Consider the following 16,136-nt stretch of genomic DNA (forward strand, 5'->3'; position numbering starts at 1 on the left):
GCATCCTTGCCACGAGACCCGTGTCAGGGTTTGGGGATCAACAACTCCCGCGTCCCGTCCTCGCGCTCAATCACCTCCCCCGGCAATTTCAAGCGCTGGTCATCCAGGTAGCGATAGTCCTGTCGCGCCGCCGCCAGTTGCCCCAGGTCCAGTTCAACGCTGAACTGCCCTTCCCCGCGCCCGGCTTCAAACAGCAAGCTGCCGAACGGGTCGACCAGCGCACTGCCACCGGCGAACATCAGGCCGTCGTCGCCCTCTTCCACTCGGTTGACCATCAGCGCGAACGCCTGGTTTTCCTGGGCGCGGGCCATGATCGCAGTGCGGTGAGTGGGGCCGTACGGGTCCATGTTGCCGTTGGTGACGATCAACACTTCAGCGCCCAACTGCGCCAGGGCCCGGGCGGTTTCCGGGAATTCGATGTCGTAGCAGATCAACAGGCCGACTCGCACGCCGTTCCACACGCAGGTGGCGTAGCGGTCACCCGGGGTGAAGACGCCGCGGTCCGAGGCCCACAGGTGGGTCTTGCGATAGCGCAGGGCGATGCCGTCCGGGGTGATCATCAAGGTGGTGTTATAGAATTGGCCCGCGTCGCTCTCGGCCATGCCGATCACCACGGCGATGTTGCGCGCGCGGGCGGCCTGGATAATCGCCTGCACGGTCGGGCCGTCCACCGGCTCGGCCACCTCGGCCACGGTGCCGGCGGTCGGGAAGCCCATCAGGTGGGTTTCCGGGAATACGACCAATTGGGTATCCGCCGCACACGCAGCAATTGCCGCCAACGCGCGCTCAAGGTTGTAAGCTGTGCCGTTATCGCGGCCTGCCAGCTGGGCAAATTCGACCTTCATGGTTATTCCTTGTTCTTTATCTGTGGCGCAGTATGCGCAGCCGCGAACACTCGGGAAATCACGCAGCCGGGTTAACCCTATGGGGGTAGATGCATGACATTGTCGCTGGAAGACATCGCCTGGCACCGTTCGGTGGGGCAGATGATAGACGCCCTGGACCAGCCGAATTTCTGGACGCAGCTTGTCCGGTTGCTGGACCAATATGTGCCGTTCGACAGTTGGGTGGTGTTGCTGTTCAGCAGCGAGCACAAACCCCTGGTGTTCGCCGAATGCCCGGGCCAGGACGGCGAACCCGACCATCTGTTCCAGGATTACCTCAACGGTTTATACCTGCTCGATCCCTTCTACATCGCCAGCCGCGAACACTCGCGCACCGGGCTGTTTCGCCTGGCCGAAGTGGCCCCGGAGCATTTCGAGCTGACCGAGTATTACCAGCGCTACTTCCGGTTGAACGTGGTGGCCGATGAAATCCAGTTCAATTGCCAGCAACCGGACGGGCGAACCCTATGCCTGTCCCTGGGCTCCAAACAGCGCTTTGACCCACAGCAGATTGCCCTGCTGTCGCTGATTCAACCGTGGGTACTGGGCTTGCTGCGCCAGCGCCTGCCCCATGAACTCAACCAGGTGAGCGCTCCGGAGCAGCCGATCCACAACGATGGCTGGGGCGCGCAACTCACCGCGCGGGAGCTGGATGTGGGCCGTTTGATGCTCAGTGGTTGCTCCAGCAAGGAAATCGCTCGTAAGCTGGAAATCTCTGTTGAAACCGTGAAAGTCCATAAGAAACACATGTACAGCAAGCTAGGGATCAAATCCCAGTCGGAGCTGTTCTCGATTTTTCTGCAGGCGCAAAACGCCTGAAAATCGTATTACTGATGAGTGGAACCTAAGGAAAACCGTATGAGCCTGTCGTTACTAAGCCGTTACGCGTTCTTTGCCGTCTGCGTCATTTTCACCCTCGCCAGCATGCCGTTTATCGAACACGAATGGCTGTGGCCGATCGCCGTGGTCACCGGCATCCTTAGCCTGATCGGCATTTTCGACCTGCTGCAAAGCCCCCACGCGGTGCGCCGCAATTACCCGATCCTGGGCAATATCCGTTACCTGGTGGAAGGCATCCGTCCGGAAATCCGCCAGTACCTGCTGGAATCCGACAGCGACGCCCTGCCCTTCTCCCGGGCCCAGCGCTCGCTGGTCTATTCCCGCGCCAAGAATGAAAGTGCCGACAAACCCTTCGGCACGCTGATCGACGTTTACCAGTCGGGCTTTGAGTTTATCGGCCACTCCATGCGCCCCGCGCCGCTGAGCGACCCCAGCGCGTTTCGCGTGATCGTCGGCGGCCCGCAATGCAAGCAGCCCTACTCGGCCTCGGTGTTCAACATCTCGGCCATGAGCTTCGGTTCGCTGAGCGCCAACGCGATTCGCGCGCTCAACCAGGGGGCCAAGCTCGGCAACTTCGCCCATGACACCGGTGAAGGCAGCATCAGCCCCTATCACCGGGAAAACGGCGGCGACCTGACCTGGGAGCTCGGCAGCGGCTACTTCGGCTGCCGCACCAGCGCCGGCCTTTTCGACCCGGAACGCTTCGCCGTGCAGGCGCAGAACCCGCAAGTGCGGATGATCGAAATCAAGATGAGCCAGGGCGCCAAACCGGGCCACGGCGGGATCCTGCCCAAGCACAAGGTGACCCAGGAAATCGCCGACACCCGCGGCATCATGATGGGCGAGGACTGCATCTCGCCGTCGCGCCACAGCGCGTTTTCCACTCCCATCGAAATGATGCACTTCATCGCCCAACTGCGTGAACTGTCGGGCGGCAAACCGGTGGGCTTCAAGTTCTGCCTGGGCCACCCGTGGGAATTCATGGGCATCGCCAAGGCCATGCTCGAAACCGGCATCCTCCCGGACTTTATCGTGGTGGACGGCAAGGAAGGCGGCACCGGCGCCGCGCCGGTGGAGTTCACCGACCACATCGGCGTGCCGCTGCGTGAAGGCTTGCTGTTCGTGCACAACACCCTGGTGGGCTTGAACCTGCGGGACAAGATCAAGCTCGGCGCCAGCGGCAAGATCGTCAGCGCGTTCGACATCGCCAGCGTCCTGGCCATCGGTGCCGACTGGGCCAACTCGGCGCGGGGCTTCATGTTCGCCATCGGCTGTATCCAGTCGCAAAGCTGCCACACCAACAAATGCCCCACCGGAGTGGCCACCCAGGACCCGTTGCGCCAGCGCGCACTGGTGGTGCCGGACAAGGCCCAGCGCGTGTTCAACTTCCACCGCAACACGCTGAAGGCCCTGGCCGAAATGCTCGCTGCCGCCGGTCTCGACCACCCTTCGCAACTGTCGGCCAAGCACCTGGTGCGGCGCATGTCGGCCACCGAGATCAAGCTGTTCTCGCAGTTGCATGTGTTCCTGAAACCTGGCGAATTGCTCACCGGCGAAGTGAACGGCGAGTTTTATTCGCGCATGTGGCAGATGGCGCGGGCGGACAGTTTTGAGCCGAATGAAATCGCCGCAGCCTGAGCCCGCACTGAACAACCCCGCTGAACCGGACCACCGAACGGCATCGTTGAAACAAGGAGCTTCACCATGCCGTTACTCGACTTCACCGCCCTTGCCGCCCAACTGCCGGACACCTGGAAATCCACGCGCGTGGGCCAGGTCGGCCCGGCGCGGATCAAGGTGCTGCGCATGGATGCACAGGCTTATGAAGAAGAAACCCACGACTATAACGAAGGGCTGTTGGTGATCGACGGCCTTTTGCGCCTGTCTATTGGCGAGGAGGCCATCGACGTCGGCGCCGGTCAGATGTACCTGGTTGAAGCCGGCATCGCCCACGCGGTACTCGCCGGCAGCCAAGGCACGCTGGTGATCATCGACGTTTAAACAAAGCGATGAGACATTCAGCAAAAAACTCAGCTTTGCAATTGCTTACAAATACCGCCAACCTGCGCCCGCCCGACGTACGGCTCGACTGAAGCCGTCGTCCACTTGTCATTACTAAACCCCTTGTTCAAGAGCCCGCTGCCATGTTGAACGGACGCGACCCGCGCATCGATTTTTTTCGGGGCCTGGCGTTGATCTTTATTTTCTGGGATCACGTGCCCCACAACCCTCTGGGCCAGATCACCCTGCGCAACTTCGGTTTCAGCGACGCGGCGGAGGTCTTCGTGTTCCTGGCCGGTTATGCGGCCGTGCTGGCCTACGGCAAGATCCTGCAGCGCGACGGTTATCTGATCGCCTGCGTGAAGATCTGGCGGCGCACCTGGGTGCTGTACGTGGTGCACATCTTCTTGCTGGCGATGCTGATGGGCATCGTGTTCTTCGCCAACAGCCATGTGGAAACCCGCGACCTCGTTGAAGAGATGGGCCTGACGCACTTCGTCACTCATCCCCAGCAAGCCCTGGTGGATGAACTGCTGTTGCGCTTCAAACCCAACCTGATGGACCCGTTGCCGCTGTACATCGTGCTGCTGGGTTGCCTGCCGCTGGTGTTGCCGCTGCTGTTGCGCAAGACCTGGGCGGTGGTGGCTGTTTCGCTGGCGGTGTACTTGCTGGCGCCGCACCTGGGCTGGAACCTGGCGGCGATTGCCGACGGCGTGTGGTATTTCAATCCGGTGACCTGGCAGTTGCTGTTTGTGCTGGGCGGCGCGGCGGCGATTCATGCCGGGCAACCCCGCCCTGTCGAGACTCGGCGCCTGTTGCGTCAGCCATTGTTCGTCGCTGCGGCGGTGTATGCGCTGGTGGCGGGGGTTCTCACGCTCTCGTGGCGCTGGCCGGAAATCCACGACGCGCTGATGCCGTCGGCGCTCAGTGACCTGCTGTACCCCATCAGCAAGACCGACCTGTCGCCCGTGCGTTTGCTGCACTTCCTGGCCCTGGCCTATGTCACCGCCAAGCTGTTGCCTGGCCACGCCTGGACGCAAAACTGGCTGGCGCAGCAAACCTGCCGCATGGGCCGCTACTCCCTGGAGGTGTTCTGCCTGGGGGTGCTGCTGGCACCGCTGGCGGACATGATCAATGCGATCACCGGCGATGCCTTCGCCATGCAAATCTTCACCGCATTGGTAGGCGCCGGGCTGATGGCGCTGCTGGGGGCCTGGCTGGATTTGAACAAGCGGCTCACCCAACCGGCGCCTCCCGCCACCGCCTGAAAAACAAAAAGCCCCGTAAGGGGCTTTTTGTTGAGCGCAGGAAACTCAGCTCGCGGTGCGTGCCGCCGCTTGAGTCGGCTGCAACTTGAACACGTAGAACAACACCGTCAGCAGCACCAGGAACACCGGCCCCACGTAGAGCGCCACACGGGTGTCCGGGAAGTACGCCATCAGGCCCACCACCAGCACCAGGAACGCCAAGGCCAGGTAGGAGCTGACCGGGTACAGCCACATGCGGTATTTAAGGCCGTCACGTTCGGCCTGGGTCAGGCTCTTGCGGAACTTGAGCTGGGCCAGGAGGATCATCAGCCAGGTCCAGATCGCGCCGAAGGTGGCGATGGAAGTGACCCAGACGAAGACTTTTTCCGGAACCATGTAGTTGAGCAGCACGCCCAGCAACAGCACGAAGATCGACAGCAGCAGCGCCTTGCGCGGCACGCCGTTGCTTGAGGTGGTACCGAACGTGGCCGGGGCCTGGCCGTTCTGCGCCAGGCTGTAGAGCATGCGCCCGGTGCTGAAGATACCGCCGTTGCACGACGACAACGCTGCGGTGATCACCACGAAGTTGATGATGCCGGCGGCGGTCTTGATACCCAGGCGCTCGAAGGTCATCACGAACGGGCTGCCCTGGGTGCCGATTTCGTTCCACGGGTAGATCGACAGGATCACGAACAACGCACCGACGTAGAACAGCAGGATGCGCCAGAACACCGAGCCGATGGCACTCGGGATGGTCTTCTGCGGGTTCTTCGCTTCACCGGCGGTGAGGCCGATCATCTCCACGCCCAGGTAGGCGAACATCACCATCTGCAGGGACATCAACACACCCTGCACGCCATTGGGCATAAAGCCGCCGTGGGTCCACAGGTTGGAAATGCCCAGGGCCACGCCATCGTTGCCAAAGCCGAACGCGATGATGCCGACGCCGCCGATCACCATGGCGATGATGGTGACGATCTTGATCAGTGCGAACCAGAACTCGAACTCACCGAAGGCCTTGACCGCGATCAGGTTGATGGTGCCCATGCTGATCAGTGCTGCCAGGGCCCAGATCCAGCGGGGTGTATCGGGGAACCACACGCCCATGTACACGGCGACGGCCGTGATTTCTGCCACGCAGGTCACCAGCCACAGGAACCAATAGTTCCAGCCGGTGAGAAAGCCCGCCAGCGGGCCGAGGTAATCCTGGGCGTAGCGGCTGAACGAACCGGCCACCGGGTTGTGCACGGCCATCTCGCCGAGGGCGCGCATGATCACCAGGATCGCCAGGCCGCCGATGATGTACGACAGCATGATCGCCGGGCCGGCCATTTCAATGGCCTTGGCCGAGCCTAGGAACAGGCCGACGCCGATGCATGCACCGAGGGCCATCAGGCGAATATGCCGTTCGCCGAGTTCGCGTTTCAGCGGACCGCCCTGAGCGGTCTCGCCGTGGGGCAGATGATTGCCAGCTGGCATAGGGATACAACCTCGTCTTGTTATTGGATATGAGCCACCGAGTCCGGGGCGTCATGGCGGGTCTGCCATGGCGTACCGTTGCCGGATCACCTTTTGGGTAAAACGGTCTGGCCGGGCCAGATCAGCGGGGGTGCAGTATAAAAAGCTAAACCCAGGGGTTTTCACTCTATAAACGGCAAGATTCAGCGGGAACTCTCGGTAAAGGCGCCTTTTGCGGAGGAGCATCACCTGGTTAGCGTAGGAATCATCGCCACCAAACGGCGGCGAGTATTGCACGGTAATGGTGCAGCGTCATGCCCCTACCTTTGGCGGGTTTACGGGTGGGGGAGGCTCTAGCTCGACGGTTTGGGGTTATGTGGCGGGGTTATCTGTGACGAGCGGGCTTGTCTGTGGCGAGGGGGCTTGTCCCCCGTTGGGCTGCGTAGCAGCCCCAAAACCTGCCATAAGTTCTATCCGGAAAAATGCGGTGTCTTTACTGGGGCTGCTGCGCAGCCCAACGGGGGACAAGCCCCCTCGCCACAGACAAGCCCGCTCGCCACAAATCTACCTTCGAGAAACACGCCGACACCGAACTGCAAGAGAGCACTCCACAGCAGCTGCTAACGTCAATTGACTACTTCCCCTCAAGGAGCAAAGGAATGCTTCATCAACCCAACTCTCATCTGTTACGCCGTGGTCGACATTCAGAATCTGGCCGTCCTTATCTGATTACCGCCGTGGTTCACAACCGGCAACCCCTGTTCAAAGACTTCCATTTGGGAAGACTACTGGTAGCAGAATTCAGGAAGACCCATGAATTGGGAATGGTCGACTCTCTGGCATGGGTCGTCATGCCTGATCACTTTCATTGGCTATTTGAGCTGCAAGGCACAACGTTGTCGCAGGCTGTGGGACGTACCAAATCCCGCAGCACCCTCACCATTAATCGCGCACGCGGCAGCAAAGAACGATTCTGGCAACTTGGCTACCATGACCGAGCAGTGCGTAGCGATGAAGACCTTCGCAAAATTGCCCGCTACATCATCGCCAATCCTCTGCGAGCGGGCCTGGTCGAACATATTGGTGACTACCCACTATGGGACGCAGCCTGGCTCTGATTTTTCCTGTGTGGAGAGGGCTTGTCTGTGGCGAGGGGGCTTGCCCCCCGTTGGGCTGCGCAGCAGCCCCAGTAAACACACCGCATTTCTTCAGGAAGATCTTCATGGCAGGTTTTGGGGCTGCTGCGCAGCCCAACGGGGGACAAGCCCCCTCGCCACAAACAGCATCACCCTCACAAATTCCTCCCACTCGCCCACCACCGTCTAAGCTTCAACCAAGTCCGATCAATCTACGTAAATGGATCAATCGACTATGGGCGCTTTATGGCAAAACGCTTCGACCAAGGCTGCGGTATCCACCGATAGCCCGGATGAACAGCCGTTGCCACAAAGCCCTCCTCCCCGCCGACGGTTGTGGTGGCGGCTGTTCTGGCTGGTGCTGCTGATTGCGCTGATCGCCCTGGGCTTTGCCGCCCTGCGGGAAATGCGCACTTCAAGGTTGCAGGCCAAAACCTTCTCCGACATTGCCTCAACCCTCACCTACCAAATGCATTCGGGCCCCAGTGATGCACGGGTTTACCCTGGCGCCGGGCCCTTTGACAAGCGCTTGGGCTACAGCGCCCTCGGCGAGTTCCTGCCGCGCTTGATCAAGCGTGACTACCTGATCCAGGCTCAAGCGCGCTTCTCCCCCGACCTGATGGCCTACGCCCAGCGCGGCCTGTTCGTGCCCTACCCGGAAAAAATCCAGGCCGGCCTGACCATCACCGATTGCCGCGCCGCGCCGCTGTATCAGTTCACGTATCCACAACAGTTCTACCCAAGCTTTGCGGCGATCCCGCCGGTGGTGGTCAGCAGCCTGCTGTTTATCGAAGACCGCGACCTGCTGGACCCGAAAAACCCGCAACTCAACCCGGCCGTGGATTGGCCGCGCTTTGCCAAGGCCGCCTGGTCCCAGGTGGCGAAGCTTTTGCACCTGCCCGGCCAGACGGCAGGCGGCAGTACCCTGGCCACGCAGCTGGAAAAATACCGCCACTCGCCCGACGGCCTGACCCTGTCCGGCGGCGAGAAAATCCGCCAGATGATTTCTGCCAGCGTGCGCGCGTATCAGGACGGCCCGCAAACCCTTGCCGCTCGCCAGGACATCGTGCGCGACTATCTCAACAGCGTGCCCCTGTCGGCGGTACCCGGCCATGGCGAAGTGCACGGCATGGCCGAAGGCTTGCGCGTGTGGTACGGCGCCGACTTCAACCAGACAAACACGCTGCTCATCGGCACCGACCCCAAACAGCTGCCGCAAAAGGGTCTGGCGTTGCGCGAGGTGCTGTCGCTGATGATCGCCCAGCGTCGCCCGTCTCACTATCTGTCCAAGGGCCACAAGGAACTGGCGGACCTCACCGACAGCCACATCCGCCTGCTCGCACAAAACAACGTGATCGACCCGGCGCTGGCCAGCGCAGCCCTCGCCAGCAAAGTCACCTACCGTGACTGGCAGCAACAACCGACGATCCAGCCAATCGAAACCAACAAGGGCATCAGCGTCGCCCGCACTCGCCTGGCCGCCCTGCTCAACCAGCCGCTGTACGACCTCGACCGACTCGATCTCTCTGCCACGAGCACCTTGCAAGCCGACCTGCAAAGCCAGGCCAGCACGTACCTCAAGCAACTCGCCGACCCCGCCTTCGCCGCGCAGATCGGCCTGCTCGGGCCCACGCTGCTGACGCCCGCCAGCACCGCTCAGGTTCGCTACAGTTTCAACCTCTACGAGATGACACCCGACGGTGCCCGCGTGCGCGTGCAAACCGACAGCACCGACCAGCCATTCGACATCAACGAAGGCAGCAAGCTGGAACTGGGTTCAACCGCCAAACTGCGGGTGATGACCACCTACCTGCAAATCGTCAGCGAGCTGCACGACAAATACGGCGCGATGCCGGCTGCCCAGTTGCGCAAGATTCCGGTGGACGACCAGGACCGCATCACCCGCTGGGCCCTCGATTACCTGATCCAGAACAGCGACCGCAACCTGCCGGCCATGCTCGACGCCGCCCTCAATCGCCAATACTCGGCCAACACCGGCGAAGGTTTTTTCACCGGCGGCGGCATGCACCACTTCCACAACTTCCGCAGCCAGGACAACGGCCGCAATCCCACCTTGATCGAGGCCCTGCGCGAGTCCATCAACCTGCCGTTCATTCGCTTGATGCGCGACCTGGTGCGCTACACCACCTACCAGGGCCCGAACAACAGCGCCGAGTTGCTCAAGGACGACAACGACCCGCGCCGCCAGGAATACCTGGCCCAGTTTGCCGACCGCGAGGGCACTACGTTCCTGCTCAAGTTCTGGAAAAAGTACCGCAACAAAGATACCCAGGCGCGCCTCGATACTTTCCTCGATGGCATGCACCCCACCGCCATTCGCCTGGCCGCCGTACACCGCTACCTGCTGCCCAACGCCAGCCAGGCGAGTTTCAACAGCTTCGTCCGCTCGCACTTGAGCAGCGTCAAAAGCCCTGAAAAACTCACCGACGAGCGCCTCGAAAAGCTCTACCAGAATTACGGCCCCGGCGCCTACGACCTGCCTGACCAAGGCTATATCGCCAAGGTTCACCCGCTGGACCTGTGGCTGATGGGCTACCTGCTGAACAACCCCGACGCCACCTTCACCCAGGCCACCGCCGCCAGTGAACACGAGCGCCAGGAGGTTTACAGCTGGCTGTTCAAGAGCCGCCACAAGAGTGCCCGCGACAGCCGCATCCGCACCATGCTGGAGATCGAAGCCTTCCTCGATATTCACCAGCGCTGGCAGAAAGTCGGCTACCCCTTCGACCACCTGGTGCCGTCGCTTGCCACGGCCATCGGCAGCTCCGGCGACCGCCCGGCGGCCCTGGCGGAACTGGTGGGGATCATCCTCAATGATGGCGTGCGCCAGCCCACCCTGCGTATCGACAGCCTGCGCTTTGCCGCCGACACCCCGTACGAAACCCGCTTGGTCAACGACCCCAATCGCGGCAAGCGCGTGATGCCTTCCGAGGTGGCCACGGCACTCAAGGGGGCGCTGTCCCAGGTGGTGGACGCGGGCACTGCACGGCGCGTGTCCGGCAGTTTCAAACTGGCGGACGGTACGCCTTTGGCCATGGGCGGCAAGACCGGTACCGGCGACAACCGGATCGAAGCCATCGGCGCCGGCGGGCGGATTCTCAGCTCCAAGGCGATCAACCGCACGGCGACCTTCGTGTTCTACATCGGCGAGCATCATTTCGGCACGCTGACCGCCTTCGTCCCCGGCGCTTCGGCCCAGGGTTTCAAGTTCACTTCGGCGTTGCCGGTACAGGTACTCAAGGGCATGGCGCCGATTCTTACGCCCTATCTGCAACCGGGCAACAACAGCTTATGCAGCGTGCGCTGATGGGCCTATCCCTGCGCTTTTCACTTGCGGATTACTGAGGGATCCGCCGCGGTTTCCACCCACTATTCAAACTTATCCGCAGCCGTGCCGGTGCATAGACTCAAGCCTTCTTTTTGAGCTCTACAGGTTGCCCCCATGGCCGACATACCCGACCAGTCCCTGCACCACGCGTTTATCGAAAACGCCCTGCCGCACTGGCTGAAAACCACCTCGCCACTCCGCCTGCGCGCACTCAACGACGTCGCCCGCCAAGGCATCCGCCACTATCCCCATGCCAGCGCCAACCAGCATCAAGCGCTCAAGCCCGCGATCGCCGCACACTGGCAGCAGCAGGCTGCGATGGACCAGCGATTCCAGGCATTGACCGACGTGTATGCCTTCGCCGAACCGCTGCTGAAAAATGCCTTGAAGGCCTATGGCGAGATCGACGTCAGAACCACCTGCCTGCGGCTGTATGCCAGCGCCAAAGTTGCCTGGTGGGTGCACGATTTCAATCGTGGGGAGCAAAGCAAAACCCTGTCGCTGCTGGACGTCGCGCTGGCCAACTTTGCCGCCTCGGACACCTTCGTCGACTACGCCTTCCTGTCCGGCGAAGACCCACGCGGGCAGCGGGACACACTGACCTTGCGCCACTCCATCACCGGCGCCGTATTGACCGCTGAACAGTTCAAGCACATCTGCCGCACCCTGGACCTGGGCGCCCGCTACCAGAAAAGCCTGCGCCAGGCCCTGGGGTTCTATGACCCGGCGGTGACCCGGGCCGTGCGCCTGCAGATGATTGCCACTCAGAAGACTGCCCTGGGTACGGCGGCGCACCTGGCCTTGATCAACCGGGACATCGACGCCGATGCCCACGGCGCCGTGCTCGACCTGATCGCCGGCCGCGTCGCACTGCTGGACGGTCAGGCGCTTGGATGCCATACCCTGAGCCTGATGAACACGGCATTGACCGGCATCCTGTTGCTGTTTGTCCCGCAGCCCACCCGGCCCGTCGGCAAGGTGCTGGTGTACATCCCCGCAGACCCCGAACACCCTCTGAAGCAATACCCTTCGCCTGCGGCCTTCCTCAGCCACCTCACGGAAAAACTGCGGGACAGCCAGCGCTACCAGACCTTCTTCAGCCAGTTCATCGACCACGCCAGGCGCGGTGAATTCTTTGCCGGGCTCAATACACGCTTGAGCCGTGTGCGCTGGCATCAAACCGCCCACACCGACCCGCGCCCCAGCTGGCGCGACACCCCGATCACCCAGCCAAACCTGCAATTCAGCGTGCAGGCTATCGGTGACGATCACGTCAATCGCTCAACGCTCGCCGCCGAAAATGACCTGTGGAATTACCAGTACCGCCTCAAGCTGAACAAGATCGTCAACGATGCCCTGGACATCGCCGTGCCCACCGCCACCGCCGACCGCCACGCGCGCTGGGCCTGGTGGGACAACCTGGAAAAAATCCTCGGGGATATCTTCAATGCGGCGCTGCTGGTGCTGACGCCCTTCGTGCCGCTGCTGGGGGAAGCGATGCTCGCCTACAGCCTGTACCAGATCACCGACGAGGTGTTCGAGGGGATTGTCGATTGGGCCCAGGGGCGCGGTGCCGCGGCGGCGGAGCAAGTGGTCGCGGTGGCCGACAGCGTGATCCAGTTTGCCTTGTTCGGTGCTGCCAGCCAGTTGGGCCATGTCGCACGGCTCAAGCTCAGCCCCTTCGTCGAAGGCTTGCGCCCGGTGGTACGGCCCGACGGCAGCACGCGCCTGTGGCACCCGGATATTGCGCCCTATGCTGTGAAAAACCTCGACCAGCCGCCCATTGTCGACGGCCTGCACACCCATCAGGGCAAGCAGATCCTCGCGCTGCAAGGTGCTCACTTCGAAGTGCAGGCAGACCCTGAAACCGGCGACACGCGTATCGCTCACCCGGAGCGCGCCAACGCCTATCAACCCCTGGTGCGGTTCAACGGCGACGGCGCCTTCGTACATGAAGCCGAGCAACCGCGCACCTGGGACAGCGCCACGCTGATGCGCCGCCTGGGGCCGCGCACGGCGCCCTTCAGCAACCAGCAACTGCAGCAGATGCAACGCATCAGCGGTGCCGACGACGGTGTGCTGCGCAACCTTTACGTGCAAAACCGGCCGACCCCGCCGCTGCTGGAAGCGACCCTCAATCGCTATGAAGCCCAGCGCGCTGCCACACAGACCGTGCACACCATTCGCGCCGGCGCACCGCTGCCGCTGGATGCGACGTCCGCCTGGTTCGAGCAGACCATCACCGAGCTGCCGGGCTGGCCCCAAACCAAGGCATTGGAAGTGTTCGTGCGCTCGGACAAGAGCGGTGACTCCCACAAGTACGCCAACCCGCAGGCATCGCCGGCCGACACGCTGCAATTGAGCCTGGCCGAGGTGATGTCCGGCGAGTTGCCGGCGCGGGTGCTGGAGTTTCTCGATGAGCCGTCGATCAGGCACCTGCTGGGCGGCGACGTGCCGCAAGCACTGCGCGTGCAAACCTTGCGCGATCAACTGGCGGACTCGGTGGCGCGCCAGACCGGTGACATCGCCGACTACATCCATCAGGCCCGCCAGGTCAGCGCCGATCCCCATGGACGCCGTTTGCGCGAGCAGGTCAGCCCGCTGGACCGGCCGCTGGCCGACACCCTGCTGGCCGGCACAACCCCGGCCGAACGGCAAACCCTGGACCACCACGTACCGCTGCGCCTGCTCAATCAGGCCAGGGAACTGAGCTTCGCCCAGCACAGTGTCCAGGCCTACGCGGGGTTCTTCCCGCCCTGGGCGATCACCGAAGGTACCGAGCGCCTGGTGCTCAATACCCTCAAGCGCTACAGCGATGGCTTTGGCGACCTGCACCTGCAAATCCGCGATCGCCTGGTCAGCGGTACGCTGCGTTGTGAAGCCGGGCCGGCCGATGCCCGCCGGCGCCGGGTGCTGGTGCGCCAGAACCACGTGGGCTACGAACTGTTCGATGAACAGGGCCAACGCCTGCACGGCCCGGATACCCTGTATGAATGCCTGTTGCGTGCATTGTCCGACGCTCAGCAAAGCGAGTTGGGCTACCGGCCCGGCCAGGGCGCCGGGCTCAAGCATTGGCTGATGGAAACCCTCGAACCCCTGGCCGAACGGCGCCGGGTGCTGGCCGAGCCACCGCTGCGCTCTACCGCTGATGCGCAGACCACCACCCTGCTCGGCGGCGCGGCCCTCGGCGGGTTGCGCCGCGCCCAGGAGCACCTGGGCCAGGCCCGCGCCCGGGAGGTGCTGGCCAGTCTGTTCCCGACCCTGGAGGAGGAACGCCTGCAGCGGTTCCTCAATGAGATCGGCCCGGGGCTGAACAACGATGTCCTCAATCGCCTGGTCCTGCAGCGGCACAACCTGTACCGGGAGCTGGAGCAATGGAAGCGCCTGCCCGGCCCCCATCCCAAAAACAGCCGCATGGCCCGGGAGGAAAAACTGCGTAAAAATATCATTGCGCACAAACTCTATCGCTGCTGGGAAGACCGCCTCGCCGAGCACCGCGACGACTTGGGCCAGGTGCAGAGCGGCGCGAGCCTGGACCTCAGCGCCCTCGACCTGCCCGGCAGCCTGCCGCTGCTGGGCAATGGTTTCGAGCACGTCACCCAACTGAAGCTGGCCAACTGCATGTTCAACGACAGCCAGTGGCCCTTTCTGCAGGCATTCCCGTCCCTGCGGGAGCTGGACGTCAGTGCGAACGAACTGACGCGGCTGCCCGAGCCCATCGCCAACATGCGCTACCTGCGCGACCTCAACCTGGGGGAAAACCAGATCACGCTGCTCAACGGCGACGTTGCGCGCCTGAAAAACCTCAAGCACCTGCGCAACCTGAACCTGTACCGCAACCCGCTGACGCAGCCACCGAACATCTCGAAAATGCCGCACCTGCGCCGCCTGTTCCTGAGCCGCACCCCCATCACCCAATGGCCCACCGGGCTGTTTGCCCACCCACGGGAGGAGGGTTTCCTGCTGGACCTGAGCCAAACCCGGATTGATCATGTGCCAGCGCTCATGGCCGGCAGCGCCGAGGCCCGGACCGTCGCCCACACCCGCCTGGACCGCAACACCCTGCTCAACGACCAGCGCCTGCTGTACGAGCAGTACCGCGAAGCCGCCGGACTGGACCCCAACCGCAGCTATGAACCCCGTGGAGAGAGCGGCCCGTGGCTGGAACGGGTCAGGCCGCCGTTACTGGGCAGGCGCCAGGAGCTGTGGCAAGCGGTGGAGCGCGAGCACGGCTCCCAGGGTTTGTTCGAGGTGATCAAGGCCCTTGAAGCGCCCGACTTCTTCCAGCGGCCCCAGGACATGGACACCTATTGGGACAATCTTGAAACGTTGCGCGAGCGCGTCTGGCGTTTGCTGGAGGCGGCCCACAACGATACGGCGCTGCGTGAAAAGCTGTTCAAGATGGCCAGTTTTCCCGGCCTGTGCGCCGACGGCAGTGCACAGATTTTCAATGACCTGGGCATCGAAGTGCTGGTCAGCGAAGCCCAGCGTTACTCCGCCTCGGCCAGCGAGCGCGAGGGCAAACTGGTGACGCTGGCAAAGGGCAATGCACGGCTCAAGCAATTGAACCGCATCGCCAGCGAGGACATTGCCCATCGGCTCAAACCCGAAGCCGAAGGCGGCCTCGGCCAATGGCTGCGTTCGCAACGACGGGAGGGCGTGATGGGTAACGTGGACGACGTGGAGGTCTACCTGAGCTACCAGACCTCCCTGGCCAAGCGCCTCGACCTGCCCTGGCTGTCGGAACACATGCTGTACCGTGACACCGGCGACGTAAAACCCACGCAGATCGAACAGGCCTACAGCACGGTGCTGGAGCTGGGCGAAGGCGATGGCCTGGTCAACCAGATGCTGCTGGAGCCCTATTGGGAACAGTACCTGCACGACCACCACCCGAACACCCTTGAGGCCAATGCCCGGCATTTCGACGAACAATGCGCACGCCTTGATGAACTGCAGGAAGCCCAGGCCAGGCTGGCCCAGGCCAACGGCTTACCCGCCGAGCAGAAGGAAGCGTTGAGGCTCACGCTGATCGGCCTCGCCGACGCCCTGGGTGTGCCGCACCCACAAGTGCTGACCGGGCAACCCATGACGGACGACAGCTACAACCTGCTGCTCAACGAACTGGGCTACCGCGAAAAACAATGGATGCGCGAGTTGACCCACCAGGCTTTGGAACGCCACAGCCAACAACGTAACCGCGTCACGCGCCAGGTCTGAC

The 16,136-nt window shown here is 62.7% G+C and carries 9 protein-coding genes; 7 read left to right on the forward strand and 2 right to left on the reverse strand.

Features of this window, described 5'->3' with window-relative positions; translation table 11 throughout:
* Window positions 1–23: 23 nt before the first annotated feature.
* A complete protein-coding gene (locus tag QF039_RS22780; RefSeq protein ID WP_003216449.1) occupies window positions 24–845 on the reverse strand; it encodes a carbon-nitrogen hydrolase family protein in 822 nt (273 codons plus the stop codon).
* A gap of 93 nt (window positions 846–938) precedes the next feature.
* Here QF039_RS22780 and QF039_RS22785 point away from each other — a divergent pair, with 93 nt between their 5' ends.
* The 4 genes from QF039_RS22785 (at window position 939) to QF039_RS22800 (ending at window position 4,993) form a co-directional block, all read left to right on the forward strand.
* On the forward strand, window positions 939–1,703 hold the full coding sequence (locus QF039_RS22785; RefSeq protein WP_003216446.1) for a LuxR C-terminal-related transcriptional regulator: 765 nt from the start codon (window positions 939–941) through the stop codon (window positions 1,701–1,703).
* A gap of 39 nt (window positions 1,704–1,742) precedes the next feature.
* Window positions 1,743–3,362 carry an FMN-binding glutamate synthase family protein gene (locus QF039_RS22790; RefSeq protein WP_003216444.1) on the forward strand — a complete coding sequence of 540 codons (1,620 nt, stop codon included), beginning with the start codon at window positions 1,743–1,745 and terminating at the stop codon, window positions 3,360–3,362.
* Between the two features lie 66 nt (window positions 3,363–3,428).
* A complete protein-coding gene (locus QF039_RS22795) occupies window positions 3,429–3,725 on the forward strand; it encodes a cupin domain-containing protein (RefSeq protein ID WP_003216439.1) in 297 nt (98 codons plus the stop codon).
* 143 nt (window positions 3,726–3,868) lie between these two features.
* Window positions 3,869–4,993, forward strand: coding sequence for an OpgC family protein (locus QF039_RS22800; protein WP_177020505.1), 1,125 nt, complete (start codon window positions 3,869–3,871; stop codon window positions 4,991–4,993).
* Window positions 4,994–5,038: 45 nt separating this feature from the next.
* On the opposite strand, the gene QF039_RS22805 is transcribed toward QF039_RS22800, so the two are convergent.
* Window positions 5,039–6,451: an amino acid permease gene (locus QF039_RS22805; RefSeq protein ID WP_003216436.1), complete on the reverse strand. Its 1,413-nt coding sequence runs from the start codon at window positions 6,449–6,451 to the stop codon at window positions 5,039–5,041.
* A 638-nt stretch (window positions 6,452–7,089) separates the two neighbouring features.
* Here QF039_RS22805 and QF039_RS22810 point away from each other — a divergent pair.
* From QF039_RS22810 to QF039_RS22820, 3 genes are all read left to right on the forward strand, one after another.
* A complete protein-coding gene (locus QF039_RS22810) occupies window positions 7,090–7,548 on the forward strand; it encodes a transposase (RefSeq protein ID WP_032899435.1) in 459 nt (152 codons plus the stop codon).
* 253 nt (window positions 7,549–7,801) lie between these two features.
* Window positions 7,802–10,894, forward strand: a complete 3,093-nt coding sequence (locus tag QF039_RS22815) for a transglycosylase domain-containing protein (protein ID WP_307520850.1) — start codon at window positions 7,802–7,804, stop codon at window positions 10,892–10,894.
* Window positions 10,895–11,029: 135 nt separating this feature from the next.
* Entirely contained in the window at window positions 11,030–16,135 is a 5,106-nt protein-coding gene (locus QF039_RS22820; RefSeq protein ID WP_307520852.1) for an NEL-type E3 ubiquitin ligase domain-containing protein, read from the forward strand.
* Window position 16,136: the final 1 nt, after the last annotated feature.

The sequence above is a fragment of the Pseudomonas sp. W2I6 genome (genome assembly GCF_030815935.1).
GTDB lineage: Bacteria > Pseudomonadota > Gammaproteobacteria > Pseudomonadales > Pseudomonadaceae > Aquipseudomonas.

Excerpts from the sequence above, each read along its gene's own strand:
- QF039_RS22780 (WP_003216449.1), bottom strand. The coding sequence starts at position 845 with ATGAAGGTCGAATTTGCCCAGCTGGCAGGCCGCGATAACGGCACAGCT.
- QF039_RS22785 (WP_003216446.1), top strand. The coding sequence starts at position 939 with ATGACATTGTCGCTGGAAGACATCGCCTGGCACCGTTCGGTGGGGCAG.
- QF039_RS22790 (WP_003216444.1), top strand. The coding sequence starts at position 1,743 with ATGAGCCTGTCGTTACTAAGCCGTTACGCGTTCTTTGCCGTCTGCGTC.
- QF039_RS22795 (WP_003216439.1), top strand. The coding sequence starts at position 3,429 with ATGCCGTTACTCGACTTCACCGCCCTTGCCGCCCAACTGCCGGACACC.
- QF039_RS22800 (WP_177020505.1), top strand. The coding sequence starts at position 3,869 with ATGTTGAACGGACGCGACCCGCGCATCGATTTTTTTCGGGGCCTGGCG.
- QF039_RS22805 (WP_003216436.1), bottom strand. The coding sequence starts at position 6,451 with ATGCCAGCTGGCAATCATCTGCCCCACGGCGAGACCGCTCAGGGCGGT.
- QF039_RS22810 (WP_032899435.1), top strand. The coding sequence starts at position 7,090 with ATGCTTCATCAACCCAACTCTCATCTGTTACGCCGTGGTCGACATTCA.
- QF039_RS22815 (WP_307520850.1), top strand. The coding sequence starts at position 7,802 with ATGGGCGCTTTATGGCAAAACGCTTCGACCAAGGCTGCGGTATCCACC.
- QF039_RS22820 (WP_307520852.1), top strand. The coding sequence starts at position 11,030 with ATGGCCGACATACCCGACCAGTCCCTGCACCACGCGTTTATCGAAAAC.